Origin of the sequence: Ottowia sp. (assembly GCF_016703145.1) — a bacterium.
Classification (GTDB): Bacteria; Pseudomonadota; Gammaproteobacteria; order Burkholderiales; family Burkholderiaceae_C; genus Ottowia.
Window position 1 is genome coordinate 691,944 of sequence record NZ_JADJCO010000002.1, and the last position, 14,869, is coordinate 706,812.

The following is a 14,869-nucleotide window of genomic DNA, read 5'->3' on the forward strand; positions in this document are numbered from 1 at the left end:
CGCGCCGCAGCCACCCCGCCATAGGCGTGCCACCGGCTGCCGAGTGCGCCACGCACCCGAGCGCGATCTCGCCGCCTGAGACGGAAAATTTAACAGAGCTTGTTTTATTGATTCGGGACGCCCGGAGTGGGGCTGGCCTCCCTCACCAACTGCGTCTGCGTCACCACGGCGCACAGCTTGCCGTCGGCGTTGCGGATGCTGGTCTGCCACACCTGGGTGGTGCGCCCGCGGTGCAGGGCCACCGATTCGCCGGTGACCACCGTGCCGGCGCGGGCACCGGCCATGAACTTGGTGCTGGAGTCGGTGGTGGTCGTGGTCTGGCCGCGCCGCAGGTTCACCACCGTGCCGACGGCGCCCAGCGTGTCGGCGAAGGCCATGTAGGCGCCGCCGTGCAGGATGCCGCCGGCCGTGCACAGGTCGGGCCGCACCGTCATTTCGGCGCGCACCCGCTCGGGCGCGGCCTCCAGCAGGCGCACGCCCATCAGGCCGGGCAGCAGCGGGTCGAGCAGGTGTTGCAGAGCGGGCAGATCGAGCATGGCGGGGTCTCCTGGGACGTGACGACGGGCCAGCATAGCAGGGCGAGGGAATTGCCGTGGGTATGCTCCTTTGAATGAAAATTGGTCATTTGCCGGCACCTGTATTGCGCCGGCCGCTATCGATCAAGGAGCGGACGGCGGTCCGGTCAGGGCCATGCCGGGCGGGCACGGCGTCTGCCTACAATTTGCGCGCGCGCCGACCGCTACAGTCGGGGCCGTGACCGCCCGCCTCATCACAAGGAGTCCCGCCATGCCCACGTCCGCCTGGATCCCTTCGCGCCCCTCGCTCGCCGTGCTGGCCGCGGCCTGTCTGGCCAGCGCCTGCGCCTCGGTGGATCTCGGGCCGCGCTACGACCCGCCGCCGGTGCGCCTGCCCGAGCCGCTGCCTCCCGTGCCGGCACCACTGCCGTCCGGGGCGCAGGCGCAGCCGGTGCCGCCGGTGCAGCCCGTGCCGCAGCCGCTGCCCCCGGTCGATCCGGCCAGCCCCAGCGCCCACCTGGTGACCCTGACCACGCGCATGGACGGTGCCAGCGTGCTGCCGCCCGCGCGCAGCCCCGCCGCCGGCCAGCTCGACGCGCTGTACGACGCCAGCCGCCGCCTGCTGCGCTGGAAGGCGTCCTGGTCCGGGCTGTCGGGCGCCATCACCTCCATCCAGTTCCACGGCCCGGCCGACATGGGCCAGAACGGGCCGCCAGCCATGGTCTGGCCCGGCCCCTTCGGCGCGCGCTACGAGGGCCGGGCCACGCTGACGCCGCAGCAGGCGACGGACCTGCTGGACGGACTGTGGTATGTCAACGTGTACACCGGCAACTACTCGCAGGGCGAGATGCGCGGCCAGTTGCGGGTGGTGAACTGACCGCTGCCCCCGGTCGCTTTGCCAAGGTCGGGGCATGCATCATCAACTGCCTTCCCATCCTGCGGCGCGGCGCGTCTGGGGCGCGCTCGCCCTGGCGGTCGTGCTGGCGGCCTGCGCCAGTGCCCCCGAGCCCCGCTCCGCGCCGGCACCGACGGAGCGCACCCCTCTGCCCGAGCTGGCTGCCTTCAGTGCGCGGCTGAGCGGCCGCGATGCCGTGCCGTCCAACGACAGCGCGGCCCAGGGCGAGTTGGTGGCCGTGCTCAACCGCAACACCGGCCTGCTGCGCTGGAAGCTGAGCTTCAGCCAGCTCAGCGGCCCGGTGCGGGGCGGCCATTTCCACAGCCCCGGCATGGACGGCGAGGTGGCCCCCGCCGTGCTGCCGCTGGGCCGCGGCATCGTCAGCCCCTACGAAGGCCGCGCCATGCTGACGTCCGCCCAGCGCGCCAACCTGCTGGCCGGGCAGTGGTATGTGAACCTGCCCACGACGCGCTACCCGCGGGGCGAGCTGCGCGGGCAGCTCATCGAGCGCCGCTGACCGAGCGCCGCCGAATCCGCGGCGGCTGCGCGCCGGGCGCCAAAAAACTAGAATCCAGGGCTCACTCCCCCCTTTGGCGCGTTCGCGGCCGCATCCTGCCGGCCGCCCCTGTGCGCGGCCATCCCATGAACGCCCCTATCGACGTCTCCTTCTTCCCGCGCGCCGCCAAGCCGCTGACCGGCTACAAGCCCTACTGGGCCCAGCGCTTCGGCACCGCGCCCTTCCTGCCCACGAGCCGGGCGGAGATGGAGGCGCTCGGCTGGGATTCGTGCGACGTCATTCTCGTCACAGGCGACGCCTACGTGGACCACCCCAGCTTCGGCATGGCCGTGATCGGCCGCGTGCTGGAGGCGCAGGGCTTTCGCGTCGGCATCATCGCCCAGCCCGACTGGCAGAGCGCCGAGCCCTTCCGGCTGCTCGGCCGGCCCAACCTGTTCTGGGGCGTGACGGCGGGCAACATGGATTCGATGATCAACCGGTACACCGCCGACCGGAAGATCCGCAGCGACGACGCCTACACCCCCGGCGACGTGGGCGGCCAGCGGCCCGACCGCGCCGCCATCGTCTACAGCCAGCGCTGCCGCGAAGCGTACAAGGATGTGCCCATCGTGCTGGGCGGCATCGAGGGCAGCCTGCGCCGCATCGCCCACTACGACTACTGGAGCGATAAGGTGCGCCGCTCCATCGTGGTGGACAGCAAGTGCGACCTGCTGCTGTACGGCAACGCCGAGCGCGCCCTGGTCGAGGTGGCGCACCGCCTGGCGCGGCGCGAGCCCGTTGAGCGGATCACCGACGTGCGCGGCACCGCCTTCGTGCGCCGCGCGTCGGAGCCGGGCTGGTTCGAGATCGACTCCACCGAGGTCGATATCCCCGGCCGCGTGGACGCGCACCTGAACCCCTACCAGACCACCGGCGAGCAGGCGGCCGCCCGGGGCGCGAGCTGCGAGCGCAAGGATGCTCCTTTTTCAATAGCTGTCGGCGCAGATTCCATGCTGGATGAAGGCCAAAAAGGCTTGAAATCCGCCGCATCCCCGGTCCAGCCGCTGCGCTTCGTCCCCAACCCGGCGCCGCGCTCCGGCGGCGCCCCGCGCGCTGCGCGCGAGCGCACCGTCATCCGCCTGCCCAGCTACGAGCAGGTCAAGCGCGACCCCGTGCTGTACGCCCACGCCAACCGCGTGCTGCACCTGGAGACCAACCCCGGCAACGCCCGCGCCCTGGTGCAGGCGCACGGCGAGGGTTCGGTCGCGCGCGACGTGTGGCTGAACCCGCCGCCCATCCCGCTCACCACCGCCGAGATGGACTGGGTGTTCGGCCTGCCCTACGCGCGCGGCCCGCACCCGCGCTACGCCGACGAGCGCGGGCGCCACGACGGCGCCACCAAGATCCCCGCGTGGGAGATGATCCGCTTCAGCGTCAACATCATGCGCGGCTGCTTCGGCGGCTGCACCTTCTGCTCCATCACCGAGCACGAGGGCCGCATCATCCAGAGCCGCAGCGAGGACTCGATCGTGCGCGAGGTCGAGGACATGCGCGACAAGGTGGCCGGCTTCACCGGCGTCGTCAGCGACCTGGGCGGGCCGACGGCCAACATGTACCGCCTGGGCTGCCGCACGCCCGAGATCGAGGCCGCCTGCCGCAAGCCGAGCTGCGTCTACCCCGGCATCTGCCCCAACCTCACCACCAGCCACGACCCGCTCATCAAGATCTACCGCCGCGTGCGCCAGTTGCGCGGCGTCAAGAAGGTGCTGATCGGCTCCGGCCTGCGCTACGACCTGGCGGTGCAGTCGCCCGCCTACGTCAAGGAACTGGTGCAGCACCACGTCGGCGGCTACCTGAAGATCGCGCCCGAGCACACCGAGGACGGCCCGCTGTCCAAGATGATGAAGCCCGGCATCGGCAGCTACGACCGCTTCAAGCAGCTGTTCGAGCAGTACAGCGCCGAGGCCGGCAAGCAGCAGTTCCTGATCCCGTACTTCATTGCCGCGCACCCCGGCACGACGGACGAGGACATGCTCCACCTGGCGCTGTGGCTGAAGAAGAACGGCTTTCGCGCCGACCAGGTGCAGGCCTTCTACCCGTCGCCCATGGCCACCGCCACGGCCATGTACCACACGGGGCTGAACCCGCTCAAGGGCATTCACCGCGACGACCGCGGCGAGAAGGTCGACACCGTCAAGGGCGAGCGCCGCCGGCGCCTGCACAAGGCCTTTCTGCGCTGGCACGACCCCGGCAACTGGCCGCTCCTGCGCGAGGCGCTGAAGGACATGGGCCGCGCCGACCTCATCGGCAACGGCAAGCAGCATCTGATCCCCACCTGGCAGCCGGCCACCGACAGCGGCTACCAGAGCGCGCGGCGCAAGAACTCCACGCCCACCGCCGCATCCGCGCGCACGCTATCGAATCAGAAGCGGCCGGCGCGCACCCAGCCTGCGCGGGGCGCCGTTCTGACCCAGCACACCGGGCTCCCACCACGGCGGCGCTAGGCGCCATGCCAGCGCCTGCCGCGGCTCGTGCCACAACGCCGGCAGGTGTGCATCCCGATGCCTTCCGCCGGTGCGAGAAGGTCCTGATTTGATAGCAACTGGCGAAATACCGGCGCAGGCTATCGACCTATTTGGCTTGAAAATCGGTCGAATCGGATGGCGTGGGCTGCCTGGGCTGCAGCGCCGGCGGCAGCGCCTCTCTGCCCTCGTGGCGCCGGCCGCGGAACAGCGCGGCACGGCTGAGCAGCACCGTGGTCACGGGCACGGTGATCGACAGCAGGATGATGATCAGCCAGACGTGCAGTTGCAGCCCGTGGCTTTGCGCCGAGAAGTAGGCGATGGAGGCGAAGGTCACGCACCACGCGCTCCAGGTGTAGACCAGCGCCGGCGGGTGCATGCGCTGGAAGAAATCCTTCAGCCGCACCACGCCCCAGGCGGCGACGAGGGTGAACAGCGCGCTCAGCAGCAGCAGCGCGGCCACCAGGATCTCGATCCACAAGGGAAGTGGTTCGCCGGTCATTCAATGACCTCGCCGCGCAACAGGAACTTGGCCATGGCGGCGGAGCTGACGAAGCCGAACAACGCGATCAGCAGCGCCGCCTCGAAGTACATGCTGCTGGCATAGCGGATGCCCACCACCAGCGCGGTCAGCATGCCGATGGCGTAGATCAGGTCCAGCGCCAGCACGCGGTCCTGCGCCGCCGGCCCGCGCAGCACGCGCCACAGCGCCAGCAGCGCGGCGACGCCGTAGGCGCTCAGGGTGAGGGTGATGACACCCGAGAGCACGGGGCTCATGACTCGAAGATCTCCATCAGGGGGCGCTCGTAGCACTGCTTGAAGTGGGTGACGAAGGCTTGCTCGTCCGGCACGTTCCAGGCGTGCAGCAGCAGCGCGCTGCCGTCGCGCGCCAGCTCGCACCACACGGTGCCGGGCACCACGGTGGTGATGACGGCCAGGGCGGCCAGCGCGTTCGGGTCGCGCAGTTGCAGGGGGACCAGCACGAAGCGGCTGTGCGGCGGCCGCACGCGGCTGGCGAGCAGGGTGCGGAAGACGTCCAGGTTCGACTCGATCACGTCGCGGCCGACCCGCAGGATCAGCCGCGCCAGCGTGAGCGGGTGGCGGATGCGCGGGCGCGCCGGCCGCAGCGGCGCCAGCAGCGCGGGCGCGGCCACGCCCAGCACCACCGCCAGGATGATCTGTCCCGGGCTGAGCGAGCGGTTGAGCACCAGCCACATCGCGATCAGCGCGGCGGTGAGCAGCGGGGAGGGCAGCAAGCGCTTGATCATCGGCGCAGTCCTCCTTCGCCGGTGGCGGTGGGCGAGGGCACGGGGCGGGTCGAGACCACCGTGCCGATGTATTCCTTCGGGTCGTGCAGGCCGCGCGCGGTGGCGTTGACGTAGCGCAGCACCGCGTCGGCCTGCCACACCAGCACCCCCACCAGCAGCAGCAGCACGCCGATGGGCAGCGTCTCGATGAAGCGCAGGCGCGGCACTGGGCGGCCGGCCGGTGCCCAGAAGTAGCGCACGCCGGCGCGCGACAGGGCGATGGTGGTCAGCAGCCCGCCGGCCACCAGCAGCGCCAGCAGCGCCCAGGCGGCCAGGGACACCTGCGCGTCCTGCCCGAAGCCGGCCGGGTTCAGCAGCGCCGACAGCATCACCACCTTGCCGACGAAGCCGGCGAACGGCGGCAGGCCGGCGATGGTCAGCCCGCAGACGATGAACGCCAGGCCCATGAAGGCCATGGCGGCGGGAATGGCGCGGCCGATCAGTGCCTGCTCGTCGTCGTCCAGGTTGACGTCGCGCGTGGGCATCAGGTCCACCGGGTAGGCGAAGGCGTCGTCGGGCTCGGTGTCGCTGACGTAGAGCGGTTGCTCCTCGACCTCGCGCGCGCGCTCGATCAGCTCGGCCAGCAGGAAGAAGGCGCTGATGGCCAGCGTCGAGCCCAGCGTGTAGAGCGCCCCGCCGGTGACTGCCGGCTGTCCGAAGCCCAGCGCCGCCAGCAGCGTGCCCGACGACAGGATGGCGCAGAACGCCACCATGCGCCCGAGATGCTGCGTGGCCAGGACGCCGATGGCGCCGAAGGCCAGCGTCGCCAGTCCCAGGCCGATCAGCACCGGCCCGCCGAACAGCGCTGACACGCCCGCGTCCTGCGGGAACAGCAGCGTCCACACGCGCAGCACCGCGTAGGCGCCCAGCTTGGTCATGATGGCGAACAGCGCGGCCACCGGCGCCGAGGCGCTGGCGTAGGTGGAGGGCAGCCAGAAGTCCAGCGGCCATGCCGCCGCCTTGACCAGGAAGGCCACCGCCAGCACCGCCGCGCCGGCGTGCAGCAGGCCGCGGTCGTCCTGCGGGATGGTGGGCACCATGATGGCCATGTCGGCCATGTTGAGCGTGCCGGTCACGCCGTACAGGATGGCCACGCCGATCAGGAACAGCGTGGAGGCCATCAGGTTCATGGCGACGTAGTGCAGCCCGGAGTGCACCCGCGCCCAGCCCGAGCCGTGCAGCAGTAGCCCGTAGGAGGCCGTCAGCATGATCTCGAAGAACACGAACAGGTTGAACAGGTCGGCCGTCAGGAACGCGCCGGCCAAGCCCATCAACTGCAGTTGAAACAGCGGATGAAAGTGCACGCCCGCCTTGTCCCAGCGCGCGATGGCGTACAGCACGGAGGCCAGCGCGATCACGCTGGTCAGCAGCAGCATCATGGCCGAGAGGCGGTCCACCACCAGCACGATGCCATAGGGCACGGGCCAGTTGGAAGGCAGGTACACGCCCACCGCCTGCGGGCCGCCCATGCGCAGCACCCAGTACACCAGGGCGATGGACAGGCCCACGCCCGTCAGGCACGACAGCACGTTGATCAGCGCCTTGAGCGGGCGCCGCGTGTCGCCCAGCATCAGCATCAGCGCCGCCGTGGCCATGGGCAGCAGGATCGGCAGGACGATCAGGTGCGGCATCAACCGCTCGATCAGGGGGGCCGCCAGACTCATCAGCGCTCCTCCTGGTTGTGGATTTCGGCGGTGGTGCCGGCGCCGCCGGAGCGCGGCAACTGCGCCGTGCCGTCGTCGGGCTCCTCGCCGTCCACGTGGTCGGTGCCGGACAGCCCGCGCGAGGCCAGCAGCATCACCAGGAACAGCGCCGAGGTGGCGAAGCCGATGACGATCGCCGTCAGCACCAGCGCTTGCGGCAGCGGGTCGGTGTAGTTGTCCAGGCTGGGCGCGAGGCCGGGCTGCACGATGGGTTCGCGGTCGAGCTGCAGGCTGCCCATGGCGAAAATGAACAGGTTGACCGCGTAGGACAGCAGCGACAGGCCCATCAGCACCTGGAAGGTGCGCGGGCGCAGCACCAACCACACGCCGGAGCCGCCCAGGATGCCGATGGCGAGCGCCAGGATGACTTCCATCAGCCCACCTCCCTCGGTCCGGTGCTGGGCGTCACCGTTTTCTCGGGGGCCTTGCGGTGGCTTCGCACCGACTGGTGCGCCAGCGCGATCAGGATCAGCAGCGTCGAGCCCACGACCACGCTGAACACGCCCGCGTCGAAGAACAGCGCGCTGGCCACGTGGATCTCGCCCACCACCGGCAGCGTGAGGTGGGCGGTGTGCGTGGTCAGGAACGGGTAGCCGAACCACAGCGAGCCCAGGCCGGTGGCCAGCGCCAGCAGCAGGCCGGTGGCGATCCAGCGGATCACCCGCAGTTGCAGGTGCGCCTCCACCCAGTGGGTGCCGGCCACGATGTACTGCGTCAGGAAGGCGATGGCCACCACCAGCCCGGCGACGAAGCCGCCGCCCGGCTCGTTGTGCCCGCGCATGAAGAAGTACGCCGCGATCACGATGGCGATGGGCATCAGCAGGCGCACCAGCACGGCGGGCACCATCATGTAGCCCAGCGCCGTGTCCTGCGCGGTGCGCGGGTTGATCAGGTCCGACATCAGGTCGGGTGGCACCGCCAGCTGCTGCGGCGGCAGCTCCACCACCTCGCGCGGCGGGCGGAAGCGCCGCAGCAGCGCGTACACCGTCAGCGCCACGATGCCCAGCACGGTGATCTCGCCCATGGTGTCGAAACCGCGGAAGTCCACCAGCATCACGTTGACGACGTTGGTGCCGCCGCCCTCGGGCAGCGCGCGGTCGATGTAGAAGGGCGAGATGCTCTGCGGCGCCGGCCGCGTCATCATGGCGTAGGCCAGCACCGCCATGCCGCCGCCGGCGGCCACGGACACCAGCAGGTCGCGCGCGCGGCGGGCGCGCACGCGTGGGCCCAGGTGCGGCGATTCGTCCTGCAGCCGCTTGGGCAGCCAGCGCATGCCGAGCAGGAACAAGATGGTGGTCACCACCTCCACCGTCAACTGCGTCAGCGCCAGGTCGGGCGCCGAAAACCACAAAAAGGTCAGGCTCACCGCCAGCCCCACGGCGCCCAGCATGATGAGCGCCGCCAGGCGGTGGAACTTGGCCTGGTTGGCCGCCGCCAGCGCGCACACGCAGCCCATCAGCCACAGCAGGGCGAACTCCAGGCTGGCCGGCACGCGCGTGCGGTCGCCCCAGCTCACGCCGCCGCGCCACAGCGAGGCCGCCGCCAGCGCCAGCGCCGCCAACACCAGCAGCAGCACCTGCGGCTGCAGCCGATAGGTGGACAGCCAGCGCACGCCGGCGCGGCTGGCGCGGTCCAGCCCGTACAGCGCGCCGTGGAACAGGCGCTGCCCGTCCAGCAGGCGTCCCAGCGGCGGGCGCCGGAAGTGGCCATGCGCGCGTGCCTGGCGCATCGCCAGGTACAGCGCGATGCCGCCGGCCAGGGCGATCAGGCTCATCACCAGCGGCTTGCTCACGCCGTGCCAGATCGCCAGGCTGAAGCTGGGCAGGGCGCCGCCCACCACGGGCTGCGCCGCCAGGTCCAGCGCCGGACCGATCGACCACTGCGGGAAGATGCCCACCGTCAGGCACAGCAGCACCAGCACCTCGATCGGCACGCGCATCCAGCGCGCGGGCTCGTGCGGCACCAGCGGCAGGTTCTTGGCCAGCGGCCCCAGGAACACGTCGACCGAGAAGCGCAGCGAATACACCACCGCGAAGATGCCGGCCACCGTGGCCGCCACCGGCAGGCCGTAGTCCAGCCACGGGATGCTGCTGAGATCCACCGTCTCGGCGAAGAACATTTCCTTGGACAGGAAGCCGTTGAGCAGCGGCACGCCGGCCATGGCGGCGCTGGCCACGAAGGCCAGCGTGGCCGTGATCGGCATCGCCTTGAACAGCCCCGACAGGCGCCGCACGTCGCGCGTGCCGGTTTCGTGGTCGATGATGCCCGCGGCCATGAACAGCGAGGCCTTGAAGGTCGCGTGGTTCATGATGTGGAACACCGCCGCCACCGCCGCCAGGTCGCGGTTCAGGCCCAGCAGCAGGGTGATCAGGCCCAGGTGGCTGATGGTCGAGTAGGCCAGCAGCCCCTTCAGGTCGTTCTGGAACATGGCCGCGCCCGCGCCCAGCACCAGGGTGATGACGCCCGCGCCGGTGACCAGCCAGAACCATTCGGGTGTGCCCGACAGCGCCGGCCACAGGCGCGCCAGCAGGAACACGCCGGCCTTCACCATGGTGGCCGAGTGCAGGTAGGACGACACCGGCGTGGGCGCCGCCATGGCGTGCGGCAGCCAGAAGTGGAAGGGAAACTGCGCGCTCTTGGTCAGCGCGCCCAGCAGCACCAGCACCAGCATGGTGGTGTACAGCGGGTGCAGGTGGATGCGCTCGCCGGCGGCCAGCACCGCGTCCAGGTCGTAGCTGCCGACGATGTGGCCCAGCATCAGCATGCCCGCCAGCAGCGCCAGGCCGCCGGCGCCGGTCACCGTCAGCGCCATGCGCGCGCCGCGCCGCGCGTCCTTGCGGTGATGCCAGTAGCCGATCAGCAGGAAGCTGAACAGGCTGGTCAACTCCCAGAAGAAGACGATCTGCACCAGGTTGCCCGACAGCACCACGCCCAGCATGGCGCCCATGAACGCCAGGAAGAACGAGAAGAAGCGCGGCACCGGGTCGTCCTTGGACATGTAGTAGCGCGCGTACACCGCCACCAGCATGCCGATGCCCGTCACCAGCAGGGCGAACATCCAGGCGAAGCCGTCGATGCGGATGACGAAGTTGAGGCCCGCCGACGGGATCCAGCGGTACTCCTCGCGCAGCACCAGGCCGTTCTGCAGCTGCGGCGTCAGCAGCGCCACCCAGGCCAGCGCCGCGGCGGCCACCAGCGCTGTCCACAGGGCCGCGGCCGTGCGCGCGTGCGTCGGCATCAGCGCCGCCACCAGGCTGCCGGCGAAGGGCAGGAGAAGCAGGTAAACCAGGTCCATCCAGTCGTGAGTCCAAGGGGTGGCCGGCGCTGCGGGCTGCAGGCTGGCGGTCAGGTCGCGGGCGCCTCGGGCGGGTCAGCCCCCGGGACGCGGATGCTCAACTATATCAGTGAACAAAAGACGTGTAGTCCGCGCGGGGCATTGCTCGTCAGCTACAAAAACAAGAGTGCCGGCGCGAGCCTGCGCCTGCCTTCACCCTCGCTCTGGCGCCCTCCTGATGGCCGCCGCTGGCGTGGGCGGCGGGGGAGGGAGAATTTCAGGTAAAAAATGCCTATAGTTGGCGTGGGTATTGTGTTATTTGCTATTAATAGATGAGCAAACGGCGCCCCGCGCGGCCCGTCAGTACGCGTAGCCCAGGCAGGCTCCCGAGTTGGGGCGGCCCCGGCATTCGCGGCGCAGGCGGCGGTCGCGGTCGGCGGTGGTCTCGGCGCTGCCGTTGAACACCATCTTCTTGCTGCGCTGAGCCTTGCGCGGCGCGTCGGCCACGGTGGCGGGGCCGGCCTTCTTGCCCTTGCGCGCCGCCTCGGCCGGCGCGGGGACCAGCAGGCTGGCGGCGAGCAGCGCGCCCAGGGCGCAGGCGATCAGGTGCGGGCGGCGGCGGTGTGGCATGCAAAGGCTCCTCGGGCTGGCCCCGCTACGATGCGAGGCTGTTCGTTCACACCTCATTACAAAGGCGCCGGGCCCCATGCGTCAAGCCATCCTCGACCTGGAGGAATCCAGGATCCGCGAAGTCGCCAACGCCGGCCTGGGGCGCGGCGACGTGCTGCCGTTCTGGTTCGGCGAGAGCGATGAGCCCACGCCCGAGGCGGTGCGCCTGGCGGCCATCGCCTCGCTGCAGGCGGGCGAGACCTTTTATTCGCACAACCTCGGCCTGCCCGAACTGCGCCAGGCCGTGGCCGATTGCGCCGGCCGGCTGCACGGCCCGCTGGCCGCCGGGCGCATCGCCATCACCTCCGGCGGCGTCAACGCCCTCATGCTGGCCATGCAGGCGCTGCTCGACGCCGGTGACGAGGTGGTGGTCGTCACCCCCGTGTGGCCCAACCTCACCGCGCAGCCGCGCATCCTGGGCGCGCGCCTGCGCTGCGTGGTGCTGCGGCCCGACGCCAACGGCGCCTGGGCGCTGGACCTGCCCGCGCTGCTGGCAGCCATCACGCCGGGCACCAGGCTGCTGGTGGTCAACTCGCCCAACAACCCCACGGGCTGGACGCTGGCGCGCACCGAGCAGCAAACCATTCTGGCGCGCTGCCGCGAGACGGGCACGTGGATCCTGTCCGACGAGGTGTATGAGCGTCTGTACTACGCCGGCGACACCGCCAGCGGCGCCGCGCCCTCGTTCCTGGACATTGCCCAACCGGAGGACCGGCTGGTGGTGGCGCAGAGCTTCTCCAAGTCTTTCCTGGTGACCGGCTGGCGGCTGGGCTGGCTGGCCATGCCGCCCGGCATGACGCCGCATATGGGCAAGCTGCTGGAGTTCAACACCTCCTGCGCGCCGGTGTTCGTGCAGCGCGCCGCGCTGGTCGCCCTGGCGCGGACCGAGGCGATCACGCCGCGCATCGTGGCGCACCTTCGGACTTGCCGCGACACGCTGGTGCCGCTCTTGCGGGCCGTGCCCGGTGTCGCCGCCTGCGCCGCGCCGGGTGGCATGTACGCCTTTTTTGCGCATCGCAGGCTTCGATGACTCGCTGCACCTGGCCAAGCGGCTGGTGGCCGAGGCGAGCCTCGGCCTGGCGCCCGGCGTGGCCTTCGGCCCCGAGGCCGAGGGCTGGCTGCGCTGGTGCTTCGCCTCGAAAGACGTGGCGCGGCTGGGTGAGGGCGTGGCGCGGCTGCGCCGTTGGCTGGGCTGATGGCGTCCGCGCTGCCCGAGTTCACCGTCCGGCCATCCGCGCTGGCGGGGCTGACGCTGGTGGCGGCGCACACCAGCTGGCGCTTCGCGCGCCACACCCACGCCGTGCACGGCATCGGGCTGATCGACGCCGGCGACCAGACCTCGGCCAGCGGGCGCGGGCCGGTGCAGGCGCTGCGCGGCGAGGTCATCACCGTCAACCCGGGCGAAGTGCACGACGGCGTGCCGATGCAGGGCAAAAAACGGCAATGGCGTATGCTGAACCTGGAGAGTTCGCTCTGGAATCAGGAGCGTCCGGCACCCGAATGGACGCTGCCCGTGCTGCGCGATGCGCGCCTCGCGGCGCTGCTCGAAGCCGCCTTCGCCTGCGCGGCGCGCGGCGGCGACGCGCTGGCGCTGGAAGAACACCTGGCCGCACTGCTGCACCACGCGCCCAGCACGGCGGCCCGGCCCGCGCCGCGCGTGGCGGGCGGCGCTGCGTCCCGCGCGCTGCTGCGGGCGCGCGAGCGGCTGGCCGACGGCGCCCCGCCGCCCAGCCTGGCCGAGCTGGCGCGCGGCGCGGGCCTGGGCCGCTACGCCTTCCTGCGCGCCTTCGCCGCCGCGTTCGGGCTGCCGCCGCACGCCTGGGCGCAGCAGCAGCGCCTGGCCCGCGCCGAGGCGCTGCTGGCCCGCGGCGCCGCGCTGGCGGATGCCGCCGCGGCCAGCGGCTTTGCCGACCAGAGCCACATGACGCGGGCGTTCCGCCGCTTTCGCGGCTACACGCCCGGGCAGTACGCGGCCCGAGGGCGCTGAACCCGCAATACCGTTCAAGACGGTGCCGGCGCGGGGCGGGATGCTCGACGCATCCTCCATTCCCGCAATCCGACCTCATGACACACGACGCGCGCCAGCAGCGCTGGCTCGGCATGGCACTGTGCGCGGCAGCCATGGCCACCATCGGCAGCACGGTGGTGGCCAGCCGCCTGATCGCCGGCGGCCTGCCACCCTTCACCGCCACCGCCACCGCCACCGCGCTGCGCTTCGCCGTCGCCGCGCCCGTGCTGTGGGGGCTGATGCGGCTCACGCGCAGCGCCTGGCCGCGCCCCGGCCGGCGCGACGGCGCGCTGCTGCTGGTGCAGGCGGCGGCCGGCAGCGTGGGCTACACGGTGCTGCTGATCGGGCACGCGCCACGCGCCACGCGCCGGCGGCCGATGCCGGTGTGGTGGCCGGCACGCTGCCGGCGGTGGCGTCGCTGTTCGCCGTGCTGGCGCTGGGCGAGCGGCCGTCCCGAGCGCTGCTGGCCAGCAGCGCCCTGGCCAGCGCCGGCGTGCTGGCCATCGCGCTGCCCGAGGCGCTGGGCGCCGCGCGCGGGGAGGGCGCCCGGGTGTTGATCGGCCACGCGCTGGTGCTGGGCGCGGTGGCGTGCGAGGCGACCTTCATCCTGGTCAGCAAGCGGCTGCGGGTGCCGGTGCCGCCGCTGGCGCTGTCGGCCGTGATGAGCGCGCTGGGGCTGCTGGTCTGCCTGCCGCCGGCGCTGCTGGAGCGCGCCTGGGCCCGGCCGGTGCCGGCGGCGGTGTGGGCGGCGGTGTACTACGCGCTGGTGCCCGGCGTGCTGGGCTTCTGGCTGTGGTTCGCAGGCAGCCAGCGACTGGCGGGCGCGCAGGCGTCGCTGATGACGGCGGTGATGCCGGTGTCGGCACTGGCGCTGGCCGTCCTGGTGCTGGGCGAGCGGGTGTCGGCCTGGCAGGTGGGCGGCTGCGCCCTGGTGTTGCTGGCGGTGCTGGCCGTCGCCGTGCCGCCGCGCACCCGGCTATAATCCACAGGTTTTGCATTTCGCGAAACGCACGTGGTATGCAGTTCCGGCGCGCCACGCAAGTCAAATCATTTGGAACGCAAGGATTCGAGCAATGATCTCCAAAGAGAACAAGGCCGCCGTGGTGCAGGGCAACGCCCGCGCCGCCAACGACACCGGCAGCCCCGAAGTGCAAGTGGCCATCCTCACGGCCCGCATCAACGAGCTGACCCCGCACTTCAAGACGCACGCCAAGGACCACCACGGCCGCCGCGGCCTGCTGCGCATGGTCAGCCGCCGCCGCAAGCTGCTGGACTACCTGAAGGCCAAGGACGCCGACCGCTACCTGGCCCTGATTGCCAAGCTGGGCCTGCGCAAGTAAGCGCCATGCTGGCCGCAAACGCCTGACGCCGCGCGAGGCTCAGGCGTTTTTGTCTTTTTCAACCCCGGGGGCTGCGGTTTTTCAGATCGAAGCTATGTCATTCCAAGAGGCGCGCCGCCACGGTGGCCACCTGTCGGAAT

General features: G+C 71.2%; 13 protein-coding genes and 2 pseudogenes. 7 read left to right on the top strand and 8 right to left on the bottom strand.

Annotation, left to right across the window (positions count from 1 at the left end; genetic code table 11):
* Positions 1–104: 104 nt before the first annotated feature.
* A complete protein-coding gene (locus IPG65_RS03550; RefSeq protein WP_293187891.1) occupies positions 105–536 on the bottom strand; it encodes a PaaI family thioesterase in 432 nt (143 codons plus the stop codon).
* A 250-nt stretch (positions 537–786) separates the two neighbouring features.
* Here IPG65_RS03550 and IPG65_RS03555 point away from each other — a divergent pair, with 250 nt between their 5' ends.
* The 3 genes from IPG65_RS03555 (at position 787) to IPG65_RS03565 (ending at position 4,410) form a co-directional block, all read left to right on the top strand.
* Positions 787–1,392, top strand: coding sequence for a CHRD domain-containing protein (locus tag IPG65_RS03555; protein ID WP_293187892.1), 606 nt, complete (start codon positions 787–789; stop codon positions 1,390–1,392).
* Positions 1,393–1,426: 34 nt separating this feature from the next.
* Positions 1,427–1,927: a CHRD domain-containing protein gene (locus IPG65_RS03560; RefSeq protein ID WP_293187893.1), complete on the top strand. Its 501-nt coding sequence runs from the start codon at positions 1,427–1,429 to the stop codon at positions 1,925–1,927.
* 125 nt (positions 1,928–2,052) lie between these two features.
* Positions 2,053–4,410: a YgiQ family radical SAM protein gene (locus IPG65_RS03565; RefSeq protein WP_293187894.1), complete on the top strand. Its 2,358-nt coding sequence runs from the start codon at positions 2,053–2,055 to the stop codon at positions 4,408–4,410.
* Positions 4,411–4,537: 127 nt separating this feature from the next.
* On the opposite strand, the gene IPG65_RS03570 is transcribed toward IPG65_RS03565, so the two are convergent.
* The 7 genes from IPG65_RS03570 to IPG65_RS03600 all read right to left on the bottom strand — a co-directional run bounded on the left by IPG65_RS03570 (position 4,538) and on the right by IPG65_RS03600 (position 11,342).
* Positions 4,538–4,930, bottom strand: coding sequence for a Na+/H+ antiporter subunit G (locus IPG65_RS03570; RefSeq protein WP_293187895.1), 393 nt, complete (start codon positions 4,928–4,930; stop codon positions 4,538–4,540).
* Positions 4,927–5,205 (bottom strand): K+/H+ antiporter subunit F, encoded by a 279-nt coding sequence (locus IPG65_RS03575; RefSeq protein WP_293187896.1) that lies wholly within the window; start codon positions 5,203–5,205, stop codon positions 4,927–4,929. The genes IPG65_RS03570 and IPG65_RS03575 overlap by 4 nt, the downstream gene beginning before the upstream one ends.
* Entirely contained in the window at positions 5,202–5,696 is a 495-nt protein-coding gene (locus IPG65_RS03580; RefSeq protein WP_293187897.1) for a Na+/H+ antiporter subunit E, read from the bottom strand. The genes IPG65_RS03575 and IPG65_RS03580 overlap by 4 nt, the downstream gene beginning before the upstream one ends.
* A complete protein-coding gene (locus IPG65_RS03585) occupies positions 5,693–7,399 on the bottom strand; it encodes a monovalent cation/H+ antiporter subunit D (protein ID WP_293187898.1) in 1,707 nt (568 codons plus the stop codon). The genes IPG65_RS03580 and IPG65_RS03585 overlap by 4 nt, the downstream gene beginning before the upstream one ends.
* Positions 7,399–7,812, bottom strand: a complete 414-nt coding sequence (locus IPG65_RS03590) for a Na+/H+ antiporter subunit C (protein WP_293187899.1) — start codon at positions 7,810–7,812, stop codon at positions 7,399–7,401. Before IPG65_RS03590 ends, IPG65_RS03585 begins: the two co-directional genes overlap by 1 nt.
* Positions 7,812–10,733 carry a monovalent cation/H+ antiporter subunit A gene (locus IPG65_RS03595; RefSeq protein WP_293187900.1) on the bottom strand — a complete coding sequence of 974 codons (2,922 nt, stop codon included), beginning with the start codon at positions 10,731–10,733 and terminating at the stop codon, positions 7,812–7,814. Before IPG65_RS03595 ends, IPG65_RS03590 begins: the two co-directional genes overlap by 1 nt.
* Before the next feature lie 339 nt (positions 10,734–11,072).
* Positions 11,073–11,342 carry a hypothetical protein gene (locus tag IPG65_RS03600; protein ID WP_293187901.1) on the bottom strand — a complete coding sequence of 90 codons (270 nt, stop codon included), beginning with the start codon at positions 11,340–11,342 and terminating at the stop codon, positions 11,073–11,075.
* A 76-nt stretch (positions 11,343–11,418) separates the two neighbouring features.
* On the opposite strand from IPG65_RS03600, the pseudogene IPG65_RS03605 reads away from it, so the two are divergent.
* From IPG65_RS03605 to rpsO, 4 genes and pseudogenes are all read left to right on the top strand, one after another.
* Positions 11,419–12,577: pseudogene (locus IPG65_RS03605) on the top strand (pyridoxal phosphate-dependent aminotransferase).
* Positions 12,577–13,368, top strand: a complete 792-nt coding sequence (locus tag IPG65_RS03610) for an AraC family transcriptional regulator (protein ID WP_293187902.1) — start codon at positions 12,577–12,579, stop codon at positions 13,366–13,368. The pseudogene IPG65_RS03605 and the gene IPG65_RS03610 overlap by 1 nt, the downstream one beginning before the upstream one ends.
* Positions 13,369–13,445: 77 nt before the next feature.
* Positions 13,446–14,371: pseudogene (locus tag IPG65_RS03615) on the top strand (DMT family transporter).
* Between the two features lie 91 nt (positions 14,372–14,462).
* Positions 14,463–14,729, top strand: coding sequence for a 30S ribosomal protein S15 (gene rpsO, locus IPG65_RS03620; protein ID WP_293187903.1), 267 nt, complete (start codon positions 14,463–14,465; stop codon positions 14,727–14,729).
* The last annotated feature ends 140 nt before the right edge of the window (positions 14,730–14,869 follow it).